The sequence below is a fragment of the Kamptonema formosum PCC 10802 genome (assembly GCF_000332335.1).
Taxonomy (GTDB): Bacteria; Cyanobacteriota; Cyanobacteriia; order Cyanobacteriales; family Oscillatoriaceae; genus Oscillatoria.
In genome coordinates this window covers 159399-174891 of sequence record NZ_KB235950.1, presented here as the reverse complement: position 1 = coordinate 174891, position 15493 = coordinate 159399, and the positions used below count along the sequence as shown (strand labels likewise).

Annotated in this window: 11 protein-coding genes; 3 read left to right on the top strand and 8 right to left on the bottom strand. The window is 54.3% G+C overall.

The features are described 5' to 3' along the window. Positions 1-26 precede the first annotated feature (26 nt). Complete coding sequence (locus OSC10802_RS0134570) at positions 27-491, top strand: hypothetical protein (protein ID WP_017721334.1); 465 nt, start codon at positions 27-29, stop codon at positions 489-491. Here OSC10802_RS0134570 and OSC10802_RS0134565 read toward each other — a convergent pair. From OSC10802_RS0134565 to OSC10802_RS0134525, 8 genes are all read right to left on the bottom strand, one after another. Continuing rightward, positions 478-1155, bottom strand: a complete 678-nt coding sequence (locus OSC10802_RS0134565) for an SDR family oxidoreductase (protein ID WP_017721333.1) — start codon at positions 1153-1155, stop codon at positions 478-480. The two genes, OSC10802_RS0134570 and OSC10802_RS0134565, sit on opposite strands and share 14 nt — an antisense overlap. A gap of 146 nt (positions 1156-1301) precedes the next feature. Then, positions 1302-2573 (bottom strand): AAA family ATPase, encoded by a 1272-nt coding sequence (locus OSC10802_RS0134560; RefSeq protein WP_017721332.1) that lies wholly within the window; start codon positions 2571-2573, stop codon positions 1302-1304. A 169-nt stretch (positions 2574-2742) separates the two neighbouring features. Further along, positions 2743-3663, bottom strand: a complete 921-nt coding sequence (locus OSC10802_RS0134555; RefSeq protein WP_017721331.1) for a cobalamin-binding protein — start codon at positions 3661-3663, stop codon at positions 2743-2745. Positions 3664-3684: 21 nt separating this feature from the next. Continuing rightward, positions 3685-3879, bottom strand: a complete 195-nt coding sequence (locus OSC10802_RS52065) for a hypothetical protein (protein ID WP_155969110.1) — start codon at positions 3877-3879, stop codon at positions 3685-3687. 233 nt (positions 3880-4112) lie between these two features. Continuing rightward, positions 4113-5414, bottom strand: coding sequence for a hypothetical protein (locus tag OSC10802_RS0134545; RefSeq protein ID WP_017721330.1), 1302 nt, complete (start codon positions 5412-5414; stop codon positions 4113-4115). A 664-nt stretch (positions 5415-6078) separates the two neighbouring features. Beyond that, positions 6079-7311 (bottom strand): DUF445 domain-containing protein, encoded by a 1233-nt coding sequence (locus OSC10802_RS0134535; RefSeq protein WP_017721328.1) that lies wholly within the window; start codon positions 7309-7311, stop codon positions 6079-6081. 185 nt (positions 7312-7496) lie between these two features. Further along, positions 7497-8192 carry a bifunctional demethylmenaquinone methyltransferase/2-methoxy-6-polyprenyl-1,4-benzoquinol methylase UbiE gene (gene ubiE, locus OSC10802_RS0134530; RefSeq protein ID WP_017721327.1) on the bottom strand — a complete coding sequence of 232 codons (696 nt, stop codon included), beginning with the start codon at positions 8190-8192 and terminating at the stop codon, positions 7497-7499. 64 nt (positions 8193-8256) lie between these two features. Further along, complete coding sequence (locus tag OSC10802_RS0134525) at positions 8257-9204, bottom strand: response regulator (RefSeq protein WP_017721326.1); 948 nt, start codon at positions 9202-9204, stop codon at positions 8257-8259. A gap of 212 nt (positions 9205-9416) precedes the next feature. Here OSC10802_RS0134525 and OSC10802_RS52060 point away from each other — a divergent pair, with 212 nt between their 5' ends. Both OSC10802_RS52060 and OSC10802_RS45195 read left to right on the top strand, forming a co-directional pair. Then, on the top strand, positions 9417-9590 hold the full coding sequence (locus OSC10802_RS52060; protein WP_155969108.1) for a hypothetical protein: 174 nt from the start codon (positions 9417-9419) through the stop codon (positions 9588-9590). A gap of 588 nt (positions 9591-10178) precedes the next feature. Continuing rightward, a partial coding sequence (locus OSC10802_RS45195; RefSeq protein WP_155969106.1) for a DUF4347 domain-containing protein occupies positions 10179-15493 on the top strand: 5315 nt, incomplete at its 3' end.

Below are 15493 nucleotides of genomic sequence, written 5' to 3'. Positions count from 1 at the left end.
AGCCCTCTTTTCCACCGGCATTGCCCGTGAGCGAGACATCCCACAGCGATTTAACCGCAGAGCGAATCGAATCCCTCAAAGCCGGCACCCTAGCGGCCTTGGCCCTCCTCTTGGCCTTTGGCGCAATCGCCGCCGCCAGCCAGCTGCTTTTGACCAAGCGCTTTGACGCCCTTGCCGGCGTACTTGTCCCCCCCACTGACCTGAAGCTGCCGGTCAGTTTGGCCATCGCGGGGCTGAGCGGGTTTCTCTTTGGCGTCACCTACCGCTATGCTATCCGCACCGACAGCAACCCCCAACTGAAAGCCGGTGCGGTGCTCGCCTTCGGACTCGTGCGGGGGCTAGCCCAGCTGGATGTGGGGCTGAGTGCCAGCAGCGACTTCTGGCCATTTGCCGTGCTGGGCGTTGAGAGCGTGCTGCTGTTTGCCGCCGCCGGCACCGCCCTGGACTGGGCCCTCGCTCGCGGCTGGGTCAGACCCTTCAGCTCAAAATAAATTCCTCAAACTCTAGGTTGCCGTACAGCATATTGCGGTCAACAGCGGAAAAGACCTTATTGTCCGCCGCCTGAGAAAAAAGGCACCGGCACACCAGCTGCGCCACATCAGCGCGGTGAATGGTGCCGGCAATCCGGCAATCCTCCGTGAGAATTCCGCTGCCGGTTGCCGGTTCCGACTTCAGCCCGCCCGGTCGTACAATTGTATAAGTCAGCCCGCTCTCAATCAGGTGTTCCTCAGCTTTTTCCTTCTCTGCCAGCACCGCACCGAGAGCTTGCAACGCTTGCGGGGGTATGGCCCCTTGGCTGTTGCCGGTGCCGATAGAAGAAACCAGGATAAACTTCCGCACTCCCGCTCTCACCGCCGCATCGATGAGATTCTTGTTGCCCAGATAGTCCGCTCTCTCGCCATCCTTGGGCAAACCGCCAATGGTGCTGATCAGGGCATGCACCGGCTCATCTCCCAGCATCGCCGTTTCCACATCCCCCACATTCAAAGCGTCGCCGGTGACGGTCTTAATGCCCATTGATTCTAGCTCATCGCGAGCTGTTTCCCCTCGCAGGAGGGCTTTGACTTTCACCTCCTTATCCACGAGGCACTTAGCAATTTCTCTGCCCACACCCCGACTCGCGCCGGCTAGAAAGATATAGGATTCTGCTGACATTTGAGTTCCTTAATTTCGCCCATCTATCCTAGGATACATAATTTTGGCTGCTCTGCCTTGCCACAAACTGGAGAACTTTTGCCAAACCTAGTTTTTCCCCACAACTCTCCCTGGACTTTCAGACAGGCGGAGAGCGCCGCTCTCGCTCAGGACTCTCTCGGGAACTGCGGGATATCATAAAGACTCTTTTCAATAGCTCCCTGTGCTGCGAGCTTCCCTAAGGTGCTGGAGGCCATCAACTTAGGAAGATTCTCAATATCTTCGAGTAAAGTCAGCTTGCTTTCTCCCGTTTGCGCGTCTCGGTGCGCTACAACTACAAAAGGAATTTTATCTGGTCCCAGTGCGTCTAGTAAAGCTGGATTTTGGGTTGTAACCAGTACATTAACTTGTCTTTTTTTTCCAATTTCTCTAAGCATTTTTACCAGCAGGTCTGCCCGGGATGGGTGAAGTCTGCTGCCCACATCTTCGATGACCAGTTGGCTCCCTTGCGGTCGCGTCAGAAGCGCTGTTAGAATCGCTAAAAAGCGAAGAATTCCATCCGAAATTTCTCTGGCATCTACCACTGTGGGAGGTTGACCTGCTCCCCACACTTCTTCACAGTAAAGCATCGCATCTTTTTTTAAGCGCCCAACGGGTTCCGCCCACACTCTGCAAATATCGCCTTCTGGCAAATCCCGCGCATAGGCGGACAGAGTTGATTCTACCGCAGCTTTCTGTTCTTCGGGCAATGCTGCCAGCACGCCAGCAATATTGGAGGCATCCTGTAACAGGCTTTCAGAGAGCCGTGAGTAAAACCGCATCTTAGAAGGAGCCGGATCTAGTATAAAGATTTCCTGAATCTTTTTTAAAACTATCCTCCCCGGTTCAAGAGACCGTTCCAAATAAACTCCTGGCAGCTGAATAAATTGAAAATGGCTTAAAATTGATATAGAACTGTGAAAAGCTATTACTCTGCTGTCATAGAGGTTAAATCTTAAGAAGATTAAATCGGGGTTCTGCGGCCTGCTATGTCTTTGAAATAAAAAAGTTTCTCCCGCCTCACTCGATTTTTTGTTCTGCTGTTTTATAACAGCTAGAGATTCAGCCAAAATCTTTACGCGCGCGCTAGTATCCACCGTGATGCTGTAGAGGTAATCTGTCCGCTCATCCTCACCCTGAACCAGCACCTTTAAGGTAAATTGAGTTTTTGGTCTGAGTGCGGCTCCCTCAACACCCCCTCGAATGGGGGGTAAAGTTTCATCCCCTGCTAAACAAGCTTGAATCTCCTTCCCCTGTGCCGTTCTCTTGAGAAATTCCAAGGCTTCAATCGCATTAGATTTGCCACCGGCATTTGTGCCGGTGAGAATGGTCAGCGGGTCGATATGCAGCACTGCTTTGCCGAAACTTTTCCAGTTCTCAAGGATGAGTTGCTTAAGCATTGCCCACTCCAAGACTCCTCTGAATCACGTCTGGTTCTGGCGGGTGAAGTTCGCCGGCTATTTTTGGGATAATTTTGGCCCACCGGCACCCCGGCGATAACCGGCTTTTCACCCCCCTCTGCCGGTGTAGCGCAATTTTACCATACAACCTCTTAACGCTCCTCTTGTGCTAAACTTTTTCCAGGCGCTCCCACGCCGCGCCCTCATAGCCAAAATCAAACAATTCGGGATGCAAAATCTCAGCTAAAATTTCTAGGGAATCGACTAACCTCGGCCCGGGCCGGTTGAAATAGGAATTGCCGTCGGTGATGTAAACCCTGCCGGCTTTAATTGCTTGCAAATTTTTCCAATTTGTGTTAATACTAAGGTGCATGGCATCTTGGCGAGTGCGCTCTAAATCAAAGCCGCAAGGCATGAAAACAATCACTTCTGGATCTGCTGCTGCGAGCTCGTCCCATTGCAGCCAGGGGGAATGCCAGCCGGCAGTGCCAAATAAGGATTGGCCACCGGCAAGGCTGACTAATTCCGGAACCCAATTGCCGGCAGCCATTAGGGGTTCCGCCCACTCTATGCAAGCGACAGTGGGGCGCGTTTGCCCAATCTTGCTAGCGCAAATTTCGACGCGGGATTTCAATCCCGCAACCACCGGCTCTCCATCCACCCCGAGGGCGCAGGCGACTCGCTCAATATCTGCCCACACATCCGCCAGAAAATTCGGCTGCAGGGAAATAATTTGGGGTTGAGTGCCGGTGAGGGCTGCAGCAGCTCGCTCGACATCTGCTAGACTGACCGCACAGACTTCGCACTGAGCTTGGGTGATAATGTGGGTTGGCTTCAGCTGTGCCAAGACATCCATTTTCACCTGATAGACACTCAGGGCAGATTGCAATAAATCCGTGACTCGTTCGTGGATTTCCCTGCTGCTGCCTTCTGGATTGAACTTGGGCTGAGTGCACACCGGCAGCTGTTGAACTGCCGGCGGAAAGTCGCACTCGTGGGAGCGCCCCACCAGACAGTCCGCCAGCCCCAAAGACGCTATAATTTCTGTGGCAGACGGCAGCAGAGAGGCAATTCTCAGATTTGAAATCATTTCCGTCTTACTCCTCATATTTTACTGGCGCTGCCAGACACCCGATCTTTTAAGACACCGGCTTTCTTGATGCCCCACCGCCCACTGCCCCAGTGCCCCATGCCCAATCTCACTGGAAGTAAAAGCCAGACGGTTTGCATCAAGCTTCGCCCACCGGCACACAGGAGATGCCCGAAAAGTCACCCACCCGCTGCCGGTGTAGCGCAATTTTACCATAAAACCTCTTAACGCATAAAACCTCTTAACGCTCCTGTGCGGGCGCTCAAGTTTGTAGTTGGGCTTTAGCCCAAAAGTTTGTAGTTGGGCTAAAACCCAAAAGTTGCAGGGGCGGGCCCCCACCGCGCTTCTCATTTAAATGAGTCCCGCCACAGGAACCATGAAGGCTTGGCAGTTAGGCTATCCTGCGCTCACTGGCTCCCCCTCACTCCCATGAGTGATAGGAGAGTGTCTCACAGCGGCTCCCATTCAGGGGGGATCTGGTTGACCTCAAAGGCAAAGTCCTCATCAAATTCTGTCCCCGCGTGTGGCGTTTTTTGTGAGACAGTGCTGCGGCTAAATGGCGTTAAAAATTTAGCGTGCCGGCGCAAACCCTCTACCAAAAGCTGCAGCGTTTCCAGAACAGGTTTTTCCAGCGATGACAGCACTTCGCTCACATGCAGCTTTCTCACCGCTTGCTCGCCGAACACCGTCTCGAAGCAAGCCGCCACCTCCTCTACTTCTTGCGGATCTGCCTCTACCTTTTTGCCCGCACCGGCATCCCCATCCAACCCGGTGCCGGCGCTCGCTTTCAAGGCGGCGACTTCCGCTTCCAGGGCTTGCTTCTCCACCGCTAGCTGCTTCCTCTCAGAGTCCGCTCGCCGCAGGTGCGCCAGCAGTGCCTTTTGCCGCTCCCAGAAATCCGCCATTTCCTGCCGCGCTTGCACCAAAGCCTGCTGGTAGAGACTGCTTTGCTCCTCGATCAGCTTCTGGTTCTTTTCTTTGAGATCCCGCATCAGCTTCCGCTGCCTTTGCAGTATGTCCATCAGCTCGTTGTAATCCTTCATCGAAATCGGCGCTGCCCCCGATTTGCCAATCCGCCGGTGCGACAGCACCGGCAGCAGACGCTCTTTGTGGATCTCCACCGCCGCTTGAATGTGGCCCACCCTCACTTCGATTTCCGTCGCTCCCTCACCGGCCTCCTCAAAGGCCAAATTGCGGGCGCACTCCTGCAGGCTCTTTTTCTCGCTCTCTTCGACTTCGTACTTCTCCCACCCCAGCCGCTGCCAGTCCTCTTCCGTGGCGACAGCCTGCGGATCTTCTGTCGGTGGTGCTTTCAGGCTGCGCTGCAGTTCTCTAATCGCCTTGACTGTCCACTTCACCCCCGATGTCAGCACTTCCGCCACTCGCTCGTCGTCCAGTTTGCTGAGGGCGGCTAGGGCTGAGCGGCTCCATCCCATCATCTGCTCCTTATACTGGAGCTGGCGATTCACCAAGCCTGCGATGGCCATTGCCTGGCGGATTTGTGGCCTCTCGTCCGGAAAACAGTGCGCCAGCCACTTTTGGAAGTCCTTCCCCAGATCGCGCTCCCGCTCCAGTAACTCTTGGCCCAGAGCCACTAGCCTCTCGTTGACCTTACAGAGCTGCCTGTGTCCTTTGCGGGCTGTGGCCTGCAACCCGGCGATTTGTTCGCGACTCAGGGAGCTGCTGTATTTGAAGGGCGGCTTGAAGCCGGCCTGTGAATTGGGTTGTTCGGAAGTCGCTTTTTGTGTCATATTAGTTCTATATTTTTTGTTTGGTCCACAGCAGTTTATTTTGCTGTGGTTTTTACTTTACGCCATCTGGGCTGCCGGCCTGGCAATGCAGTAGCTAGCTAGCCCCTTATTCCTATCTTAGGACGGCTTACTCCTCTGGGAGCTCCTGTTTAACAAAAATTTACATTGCTGCAGCCAGGGCGAACTGGTCCGATGGGATTCCTGTCCTGCAGCCGGCGGTTCAGCTTGCCGGCGATGGCCATTGCCTGGCGGACTTCTGCCATCCCGTCCGGAAAGCAGTGCTGGCCTTTCCTGACTGTGGCCCTTTTTTCAGTTTATAGTTGGGCTTTAGCCCCCTGCCCGTTTGTAGTTGGGCTTTAGCCCCCTGCCCGTTTGTAGTTGGGCTTTAGCCTCCGTTTGTAGTTGGGCTTTAGCCCCCTGCCCGTTTGTAGTTGGGCTTTAGCCCCCTGCCCGTTTGTAGTTGGGCTTTAGCCCCCTGCCAGCAAATTTACCCCGTTTTGCGCCAGAGGAATTGCATGAGCGCGGTTGATACTAAGCTGTTATGTTTTTAATATGCTTATTATACAAAGGAGGCAGAGCCTCCAGAGGGGCATTCCCAGGCGGAGCCTGGGAACGAGGAATAGAGATGGATAGCAAAAATTAAATGCGCAACAGCTCAATCGTGTCATTTTATTAAGAAAAGCCAAAGCGTTTGCAGCAAACCGACAATCACGCCCAAGACCCCCCCTAAATTAACAATTGCTTGCAGCTCACTCCTGACAATGCCTTGAATTGCCGCCTCCAGGTCTTGGGGAGAAGTCGCCTTAACTCGGTTAATAATCACCTCGTCAATATTCAAAATGGGGATTATTTTAGCCACGAGGACTTCTAAATCCCGCTCCAGATAGCGTTCCAGAATCAAGGCGAGCTCTTTGCTGACGAGTTCCAGGGACTGGCCAACCACCGCCGAAGACCGCAGCCGGTTGAGAATCAGCTTGGACATATTTTCCCAGTCCACAGACTGGCTCAATCCTTGCAGCAAGTCTGTCCCGCGAGTTTGAATGTAGTGGCGGACACTCTCTCGCAGGGTTTTGCGCAGCTGGCGCACGGTGGAAATCGGCAAATTTTGCAAAGAAATATTTTGCAGCCATTCTTTGAAGCGGGAGCGAATGCCCAGAGTTTCGATAAACTCAGTCAGACGAGCGTTAGCCTCTTCTTTTTCATCCAGGCAAAAAGTGCGGAGGCGAGTCAGGGTGTTGCGCAAGCCGAACAAATTAGCCACCACCCAGTAGGTGCCGCTGGCTTTTTCTCGAAACCCCTCATCAAGGGCTTGAATATTGCGGTCTGTCAGGAAATCCACCAGAGCTTGGCGCAGCACGTCAGGGGGCAAAACCACCTTCAGCAGCCAGTCTGACAGCTGAATAGCCTGGGGTTCAGTCAGCTGGAATTCCAGCAAAACTTGGTCAAAGATTTGATTGATCTGGGGTTCTAGAAAATCTTCGCGGCGAGCGAGTACCTTGAGGATGCGGGGGAAGGATTCACCGAGCAAGTCTTTGAGAATGCCGGCCATAATTTTGGCGGTTTTCTGCTCGGTATCGGACTGGACTTGCTCTAGCGCCAGCTTGAGCAGCCAGAGAATCGCCCCTTGCATGCGCTCGGTTTCGAGAAGGCGGCGCGCCAAATTTTGCAATTCCTCTGGAGTCAGCAGCGACCCCATAATGGTGTCGGCAATCCGCTTCGCCAGACGTTCCTGGTTGGCGGGAATCAAACCAGGGGTAAAGGGGAGCTTTCGCCCAAAGAGGTAGTAAGTCCGATAGGGGCGAAAGAGCATGTTGATGGCTATATCGTTGGTGAAATAGCCAATAATTCCACCGGCAACCGGCGGAACCAGGTATTGCAATAGCTCAGGAAAATTCAAGGTGGCAATTCAATAGAGCTATCAGCCATCAGCTCTCAGCCATTAGCCTTGGCTGACTGCTTTCTGAGGACCGATGACTGGTGAGAGTTCTAGCGGTTCTCACTTGGATGAAGTGCGTCCTTTGAAAGTCGGTTTGTTTAAGAAACCGGGTTTCTCAGTACCTCACTAATATGAGAGCCGCTCTGTTATTTGGTAACAGCCAATACTCCCATCATACCGCCGGCAATGGGGTAATGTGTGGCGCAGGCAAAACCGGCTTGTTGGGCCAAGTGAACTTGCTGCGGGCCGGTGGGGAATCTGTCGAGGCTGGGACTGATGTAGGCGTATTCTTCCGTCAGGCCGAACTTTTGGGCGGCAGGCACCACGAGGGTGTTGAGATACCACTGCTGAAAAGCCTGCAGGTTGGGGTTGCTGGGGCGGTGGAAGTCGAGGATAGCGGCGGAAGCTGCCGGTTTGAGGACGCGGCGCAATTCCTGGAGACAGCGGGGGATGTCGGTGACGTTGCGCAGTCCGTAACCGATGGTGGCGGCGTCAAAGTGGCTGTCTGGGAAGGGCAAATTGAGGGCGTCCGCCTCCACCCAGGTGATGGGGGCGCAGGGGTGGAGCCAGGGTTTGTCACGCTGCGCCGCCACCGCCAGCAGGGCTGGTGAGAAATCGGCCCCGACAACGCGGCCTTTGGGGCCAGCTTGCCCGGCCAGCAGGATGGCCAAATCGCCGCTGCCGGTGCACAGGTCCAGGCAGACATCTCCGGGTGCCGCACCGCTCCACTTCACCGCCATTCGCTTCCATATCCGGTGCAGGCCCAAGCTGAGGCTGTCGTTAAATTGGTCATAAACCGGCGCAATGCGGTCAAACAGGGCTTGAATTTGCTGAGAGTTCATCGGTTGCTGGGCGCAGGGTGGGGGAAAAACAACTGCAGGGCGGACAGCTGAGGGGCGGACAAAATCATCTAAAGGCCAGGGTGCTGGCGATTGCCAGGGCCACCTGCCTGGCCGACAGGTGAACCAGTGTCAGTTCGTCCTCTTTGAGGGTGCAGGGTTGGTGCCACTGTAGCGACAAAAGGGCTACAACTTTATCTCGGTAAGTGATTGGGAGAGCGATGTGGCTCTGGATGCCAGAGGCTTGGTAGTGAGGCACACCAGCCAGAGTGGGCTCAGCGGGAATATTCACCGCACCCTGGATCTGGTGAGTGGAGATCGCTTCCGTGGCCAAGGGGTCGTTCGGCAGGCAGTTTTCCGCCGCCCCACCGGCGCTGTAGGTGCCAGACTCACCGGCCAGAGCAGCGCCCTCTACCAATTGCAAGATCGCCACATCCGCAGCGAAGCTTTTCCCGAAGGCGGTGGCAATGCTCTCCAGACACCCCTGCAAATTCTCCGATTCCTGGGCGGCTTGCAAAATCGCTGAGATCAGGGTGGTTTGCGCCTGGGCGCGGCGCAATTCTTCCACCCGCTGCATTTGGGTGTCGTAGTTCTCAGCCGCCCGCTCCACAACTGCTTTCAGTTCATTGGGGTCCCACGGCTTGGTGATGTATTTATAGACTTGTCCAGAATTAATCGCCTCTACGAGGTCTTCAATGTCCGTGAACCCCGTGAGAATAATCCGCACCGTGTTGGGAAATTGGGGTAACGTCTTCTTGAGAAACTCGGTGCCCTTCATTTCCGGCATCCGCTGGTCAGAGATGATCACAGCCACCTCCCCCTCTTTTGCCAGCACTTCCAAGGCGCGGACACCGCTTTCCGCCTTGAGTACCTGAAATTCACGTCGGAAGGTGCGGTAGAGCAGGTCGAGGTTGTCTGGCTCGTCGTCTACCACCAGCATTTTGGGTTTTTTCGGTCGGTATAGGCTCATTAACTGGCGTCTGATATTCTCAAGCTCTGGGATAGCATTATCCATAGGTTATCGCAAACTCCTCGGGCAAATCTGGGGCAGGCTACCGAATATGCCTCGCCAGCGTGAAGCTTCCAGCTATCATCAGGCAGAGGCGGACAAGTAATAGGCTGGTGGGCTGCCTCTCTGGCTCTCTGGCAGCAAAGCGGCTCATTCCTGATGTTACCCAACTTTGTGCAGCCACCCGACGCTTGGCTTCTGTCACCAATATAGCTTTTGTGAAAACATGTATTTTACCAACCGGCACCGAAAAATTACTTAATGGCCAAGCCCGCCAGCGAGATTTATACTCCGTGCTGCTGCTGGCTCTCGGTGACTGGGGGCGGGTTTATTGCACCCTTTCCCTGCGCCACAACTCTCAGGTGCCTAGCTTGCTCCTGCAGCAGTTTTAGCCCCCTATGAGGGCCGGCCCCTCACCGGGCGCGACCCCATGCCCTGCCGAGGCCGGTGGCCGCGCCAAAATATTGCCCGCCGGCTTCCTTGACATTTATTCCGCAATGTGATAAAGTCAAAAAAAAAGTCTGGGTCGATTTGTGGGAGATGCCTGCCGGCACCCTCCCCCTTCAGGTTTTGGGAAAAGCAAGAGCTAGCAACACCGGCTCTGCACAATTTTCATAGCGGCTCTCCGGAAGAGTGTTTGACACTCTTCACCGGCTGCCCGTCCATTTGACCCTACCTCACTCAACATTCGGGTGAGGTGCAGTTGAAAATTAAAAAAGCGTAAGTCCACCGATAAGATTTCAAGGGAAAAAAAATTATGCAAACTTTAGTAACGATCCCCAAAATACAAGCTTCAACAGCCGTTGCCCTCGCTCCCTAAAGCGCTTTAACTTATTTTAGCGTTCTTATGCTGTCACCCCTGCGACCGGCGCGCAGAGACGAAAGTCTCCTAAATTTCAAAAAAACCGAGTGACAGCTCGCACGACTTCGAGCCAAAACCAGCGAATTAGTCAATCAAAGTGCTAAAAGGAGCCGTAACTTTGGAACTCACAGAGGCGCAACTACTGCCATTTGCAACTGAATCGAATCCTGTCAATCCCTCGCTGGATGGGCTCTCCACCAACGCCCCTAGCGGATTGCCCTCTGTGGGCGTGGGAACTCGCACCGATCTGCTACTTTTTACCGATCCAGTATCACAAATCGAGTTTGATGTCAAGGGGCAAGAAAGCTCACCAGCACCTGCTTCCCTGACCGGCACTGCCTTCACGGATGTGGGGGGAGCAACGGATGCTGCAACATCCGTTACCGCCGGCACGTTTGGCGCAGCTAATGCTGACCCCCTCACCGGCTCTCCTGGACAGCCCGCCACCCACCAGATAGTCGTCATTGACCCCAGCGTTGGGGACTGGCAAAACCTGGCTGCCGGTGTCACTGAGGGGGCGGAAGTATTCGTCCTCGACGCCACAAAAGATGGGGTAGAGCAGATTGCGCAGCGGCTGGCGGGACGCACCGGCATTTCTGGCCTGCATATTGTCTCTCACGGCAGTACCGGAAGTGTGTCTTTGGGGAATAGCTTGCTGAGCGTGGACACGATAATTGATTATGCAATACAGTTGCATAGTATGGCGGGGGCCTTGAGTGCCGGTGCCGACATTGTGCTGTATGGGTGCGAGGTGGGAGCCGGTGTTGCGGGTGAGGCTCTCACCCGCCGGCTGGCCCAGCTAACTGGGGCAGATGTGGCCGCCTCCGACGATCCCACCGGCAGCGCCGCAAAAGGCGGAGACTGGGTGCTCGAATGCGCCACCGGCACGATTGAGGCACCCCTGGCATTTCAGAGTGGGGTGATGGAAGCTTACGACTGGGTTCTCCTGCCTGCCGAGCTGTTCATTTCCGAATATGTTGAGGGAAGTGGCAACAATAAAGCTCTAGAATTCTACAACGGCACCGGCGCTGCCATTGACCTAGCCGCAGGTGGCTACGCCGTGGATATTTATTCTAATGGGAGCGCAACGGTTAGTTTTACTCACAACCTGACCGGCACAGTAGCCAGCGGCGATGTCTATGTCTTGGCACTCAATAATAATACTAACGCAGCTATTCTTGCCGAAGCCGACCAGACGAATACCGACCAATTTTCTTGGTACAACGGCGACGATGCAGTTGTGCTGCGCAAGGGAGCAACAGTCATTGATGCCATCGGTCAAGTTGGCTTCGATCCGGGAAATCAGTGGGGTGCTGGAGCGACAAGCACTCAAGATAACACTATCCGCCGCAATCCCAATGTAACTGCCGGCGATACAAATCCCAGCGATGCCTTCGATCCGAGCCTGGAATGGATTGGGTTTGCCAACAATACATATAATGGTCTGGGAAGCCACAACAGCGCCCCCGCTATAACTTTATCCGCCGCAGGGCTGAATTACACTGAGAATGCCGGTGCAGTTTTGATTGACGGAGCGGCAACCCTCACGGATAGCGACTCCCCTAATTTTAACACTGGCAACCTGACTGCCAGCATCATTGCCGGCGGCGCAGCGGAGGACCGGCTAGCGATTCGCAACCAGGGAACAGCTGCCGGTGAAATTGGCGTTTCTGGCAGCGATGTCACTTATGGCGGCGTCACAATTGGCACCTTTACGGGAGGCACCGGCACGGCACTTCTGGCAATCACTTTCAACGCCAGCGCCACGCCGGCAGCCGCCGAAGCTTTGCTGAGAAATATCACTTATGAAAACATTTCAGAAAACCCCTCAACCGGCAGTCGCACGGTGCAGTTGCAGGTGACAGATCAACTCGGCGGTGTCAGCAACGCGGAAACCAAAACCGTGAGCGTGACGGCGGTTAACGACGCGCCGGTGCTGGATAATTCTGGAAGTTCAACTCTGGCGACAATCAACCAGAATGATGTTGGCAACCAAGGCACTTCAGTTTCAGATATTATCGGCAGCAGCATCACTGACGCAGACACCGGCGCAGTGGGGGGGATTGCTGTCACCGGCACCGACACTAGCAACGGCACTTGGGAATATTCCACCGACGGCGGCACCACTTGGACAGCTTTTGGAGCCGTATCCGACAGTTCCGCCACGGTTTTGACTGCAGCATCTGCTAACAGAATTCGCTTTCTCCCCAGCAACAATTTCAGCGGCACTGCCAGCATCACTTACCGCGCTTGGGATACAGCGGATGGCAGCGCTAACGGAACTGCCGGTGCCGATGCCTCAATTAACGGCGGCGCAACCGCTTTCAGCACCGAATTTGAGACTGCCGATATCACTGTTACCGCCTCCACCCGCATCCGGGAGATCCAAGGTGCGGCTCATATTTCCCCTAAAAACGGTGAGTCAGTCACCAACGTTACCGGCACCGTTACCGCCACAACCTCTAGCGGATTTTATATGCAAGACCCCAATCCGGATGCGGATGATGCCACATCTGAGGGGATTTTTGTCTTCACGTCCTCAGCACCGGCTGTCAGTGTTGGCGACTCGGTATTGGTCAATGGTACAGTGAGTGAGGTTCGCCCGGATGGTGTTGCCAGCAACCTTTCTGTTACTCAGATTGCCAATCCCACGATCGCGATTTTGTCTTCTGGCAACTCTCTACCCACTCCTATTATAATTGGTAGTGGAGGGCGCACGCCACCGGCACAGATCATTGACAATGACGCCGCTGGTGGGAATGTGGAGAATGCCGGCACTGCATTTGACCCTTCTGAAGACGGGATCGATTTTTACGAGAGTCTGGAAGGGATGTTGGTGGGAGTAAATAATGCTGTGGCAGTTGGGCCAACGAGCGCTGCCGGGACAATTCCTGTGCTGGCGGATGGTGGTGCGGGTGCGAGTGTGCGAACCCCTCGTGGAGGCATTGTGATTCAGGCCAATGACTTTAACCCAGAGCGGATTATAATTGATGATGAGATAGTTGCCGGTGCGCCGCAGGTGAGTGTGGGCGACAGCTTCAGCGGTGCCATTGCGGGCGTGATGGATTACAGCGCCGGTAACTTCAAACTCCTGAATACTTCTGCCCTACCTAGCATAACTTCTGGGGGACTGACAAAGGAAGTCACGAGTTTAAGTCCTACCGCCAGTCAGCTAACAGTCGCCACCTTTAATCTGAGCAACCTAGATCCAGGCGACAGCGCTGCTAAATTTGCGAATCTCGCCAGCACTATTGTCAGCAATCTCCAGTCGCCGGATATCCTCGCGGTTCAGGAAATCCAAGACAGTAACGGCGCGACGAATGATTCTGTGGTTGACGCCAGCGCAACTTATGCTATGCTGATAGCAGCGATTCAGGATGCCGGTGGGCCAACTTACGAGTTCCGCCAAATTGACCCCGTGGATGACGCCGATGGCGGCGAACCGGGAGGGAATATTCGCGTTGGGTTCCTGTTCAATCCGACTCGCGTTAGTTTTGCGGATCGTGCCGGCGGGAGTGCTATGTCTGGTGTCAGTGTTATTAATAATGGGGGTGCGCCGGAACTGTCTGCAAGTCCAGGGCGAATTGAACCGGCGAATTGGGGGTTTAATAGCAGTCGCAAGCCTTTGGCGGGGGAGTTTGTGTTCAACGGGCAGAAAGTTTTTGCCATTGTGAATCACTTTAATGCTAAACTGGCAGATGAGCCGCTGTTTGGGGTAAACCAGCCTGCCGGTCAAAGCAGTCAATCTCAGCGCAATCAGCAAGCAGCTATTGTGGCGAACTTTATCAAAAACGGTTCGACCGGCATTCTGGATATAGATCCTAATGCGAATGTGGTTGTGCTGGGGGATTTGAATGATTTTGAGTTTTCCAGTCCGCTGAATATCTTGAAAGGCGCGGGGTTGAGTGTGCTGGCAGAGCAACTGCCTGCCGGTGAGCGCTACACTTACAATTACGAGGGGAATTCCCGCGCTATGGATCACATTCTTGTGAGCGGGAATCTGCTGGGAAATTTGGATGGGTTTGATATTGTTCACGTCAACTCGGAGTTTGCGTTTAAGTATAGCGATCACGATCCGAGTTTGGCGCGGTTTAATTTGGCGAATCCGGAATTAGATGTAAGCTTTAATGCCAGCAGTTTCTCAGAAGGGGCGGGTGCGATCGCGGCAACCGGCACGGTGACTAGAACCGGCACCACTGCAGGTGCGCTGACAGTCAGCCTTTCCAGCAGCGACACAACGGAAGCGACTGTGCCTCTAACGGTAACGATTCCGAATGGTGCGGCGTCTGTCACTTTCGCGGTGGGTGCGGTTGACGATCCGGTTGTGGATGGTTTGCAGCCGGTGACGGTAACAGCTTCTGCGACAAACTATATTGCGGGTGCGGGTGTTTTGAGTGTTACCGACGATGACACAGCCGGTGTGGTTGTCAGCAGCGCAATCGCCAGTGCGACGGAAGGGGGTGCCGGTGAGAGTTATCAAATCTCCCTGCAATCCCAACCGGCATCTGAAGTTACGGTACAATTTGACACCGGCAGTCAAATTCAGCCAATTGCGCAACTCACCTTCACTCCCGCAAATTGGAATAATCCGCAAGTCGTTATTGTAGCGGCGGTAGAGGATGCCGTTGCAGAAGGAAATCACACCGGCACAATTACCCACACGGCTGTCAGTGCGGATGCCAATTATAGCGGAATTGGGATTAACGCCACAGTTGTGTCGATTACAGATAACGACAGTGCCGGTGTGACGGTTAGCCAAACCAGCCTCAGCGCGACGGAAGGGGGTGCCGGTGAGAGTTATCAAATCTCCCTGCAATCCCAACCGGCATCTGAAGTTACGGTACAATTTGATACCGGCAGTCAAATTCAGCCAATTGCGCAACTCACCTTCACTCCCGCAAATTGGAATAATCCGCAAGTCGTTATTGTAGCGGCGGTAGAGGATGCCGTTGCAGAAGGAAATCACACCGGCACAATTACCCACACGGCTGTCAGTGCGGATGCCAATTATAGCGGAATTGGGATTAACGCCACAGTTGTGTCGATTACAGATAACGACAGTGCCGGTGTGACGGTTAGCCAAACCAGCCTCAGCGCGACGGAAGGGGGTGCCGGTGAGAGTTATCAAATCTCCCTGCAATCCCAACCGGCATCTGAAGTTACGGTACAATTTGATACCGGCAGTCAAATTCAGCCAATTGCGCAACTCACCTTCACTCCCGCAAATTGGAATAATCCGCAAGTCGTTATTGTAGCGGCGGTAGAGGATGCCGTTGCCGAAGGAAATCACACCGGCACGATTACCCACACGGCTGTCAGTGCGGATGCCAATTATAGCGGAATTGGGATTAACGCCACAGTTGTGTCGATTACAGATAACGACAGTGCCGGTGTGACGGTTAGCCAAACCAGCCTCAGCGCGACGGAAGGGGG

What these genes read in the sequence shown, in the direction of transcription:
- OSC10802_RS0134560 (WP_017721332.1), bottom strand. Translation starts at nt 2,573, where the DNA reads ATGCTTAAGCAACTCATCCTTGAGAACTGGAAAAGTTTCGGCAAAGCA.
- OSC10802_RS0134525 (WP_017721326.1), bottom strand. Translation starts at nt 9,204, where the DNA reads ATGGATAATGCTATCCCAGAGCTTGAGAATATCAGACGCCAGTTAATG.
- ubiE (WP_017721327.1), bottom strand. Translation starts at nt 8,192, where the DNA reads ATGAACTCTCAGCAAATTCAAGCCCTGTTTGACCGCATTGCGCCGGTT.
- OSC10802_RS0134545 (WP_017721330.1), bottom strand. Translation starts at nt 5,414, where the DNA reads ATGACACAAAAAGCGACTTCCGAACAACCCAATTCACAGGCCGGCTTC.
- OSC10802_RS0134555 (WP_017721331.1), bottom strand. Translation starts at nt 3,663, where the DNA reads ATGATTTCAAATCTGAGAATTGCCTCTCTGCTGCCGTCTGCCACAGAA.
- OSC10802_RS0134565 (WP_017721333.1), bottom strand. Translation starts at nt 1,155, where the DNA reads ATGTCAGCAGAATCCTATATCTTTCTAGCCGGCGCGAGTCGGGGTGTG.
- OSC10802_RS52065 (WP_155969110.1), bottom strand. Translation starts at nt 3,879, where the DNA reads ATGGTAAAATTGCGCTACACCGGCAGCGGGTGGGTGACTTTTCGGGCA.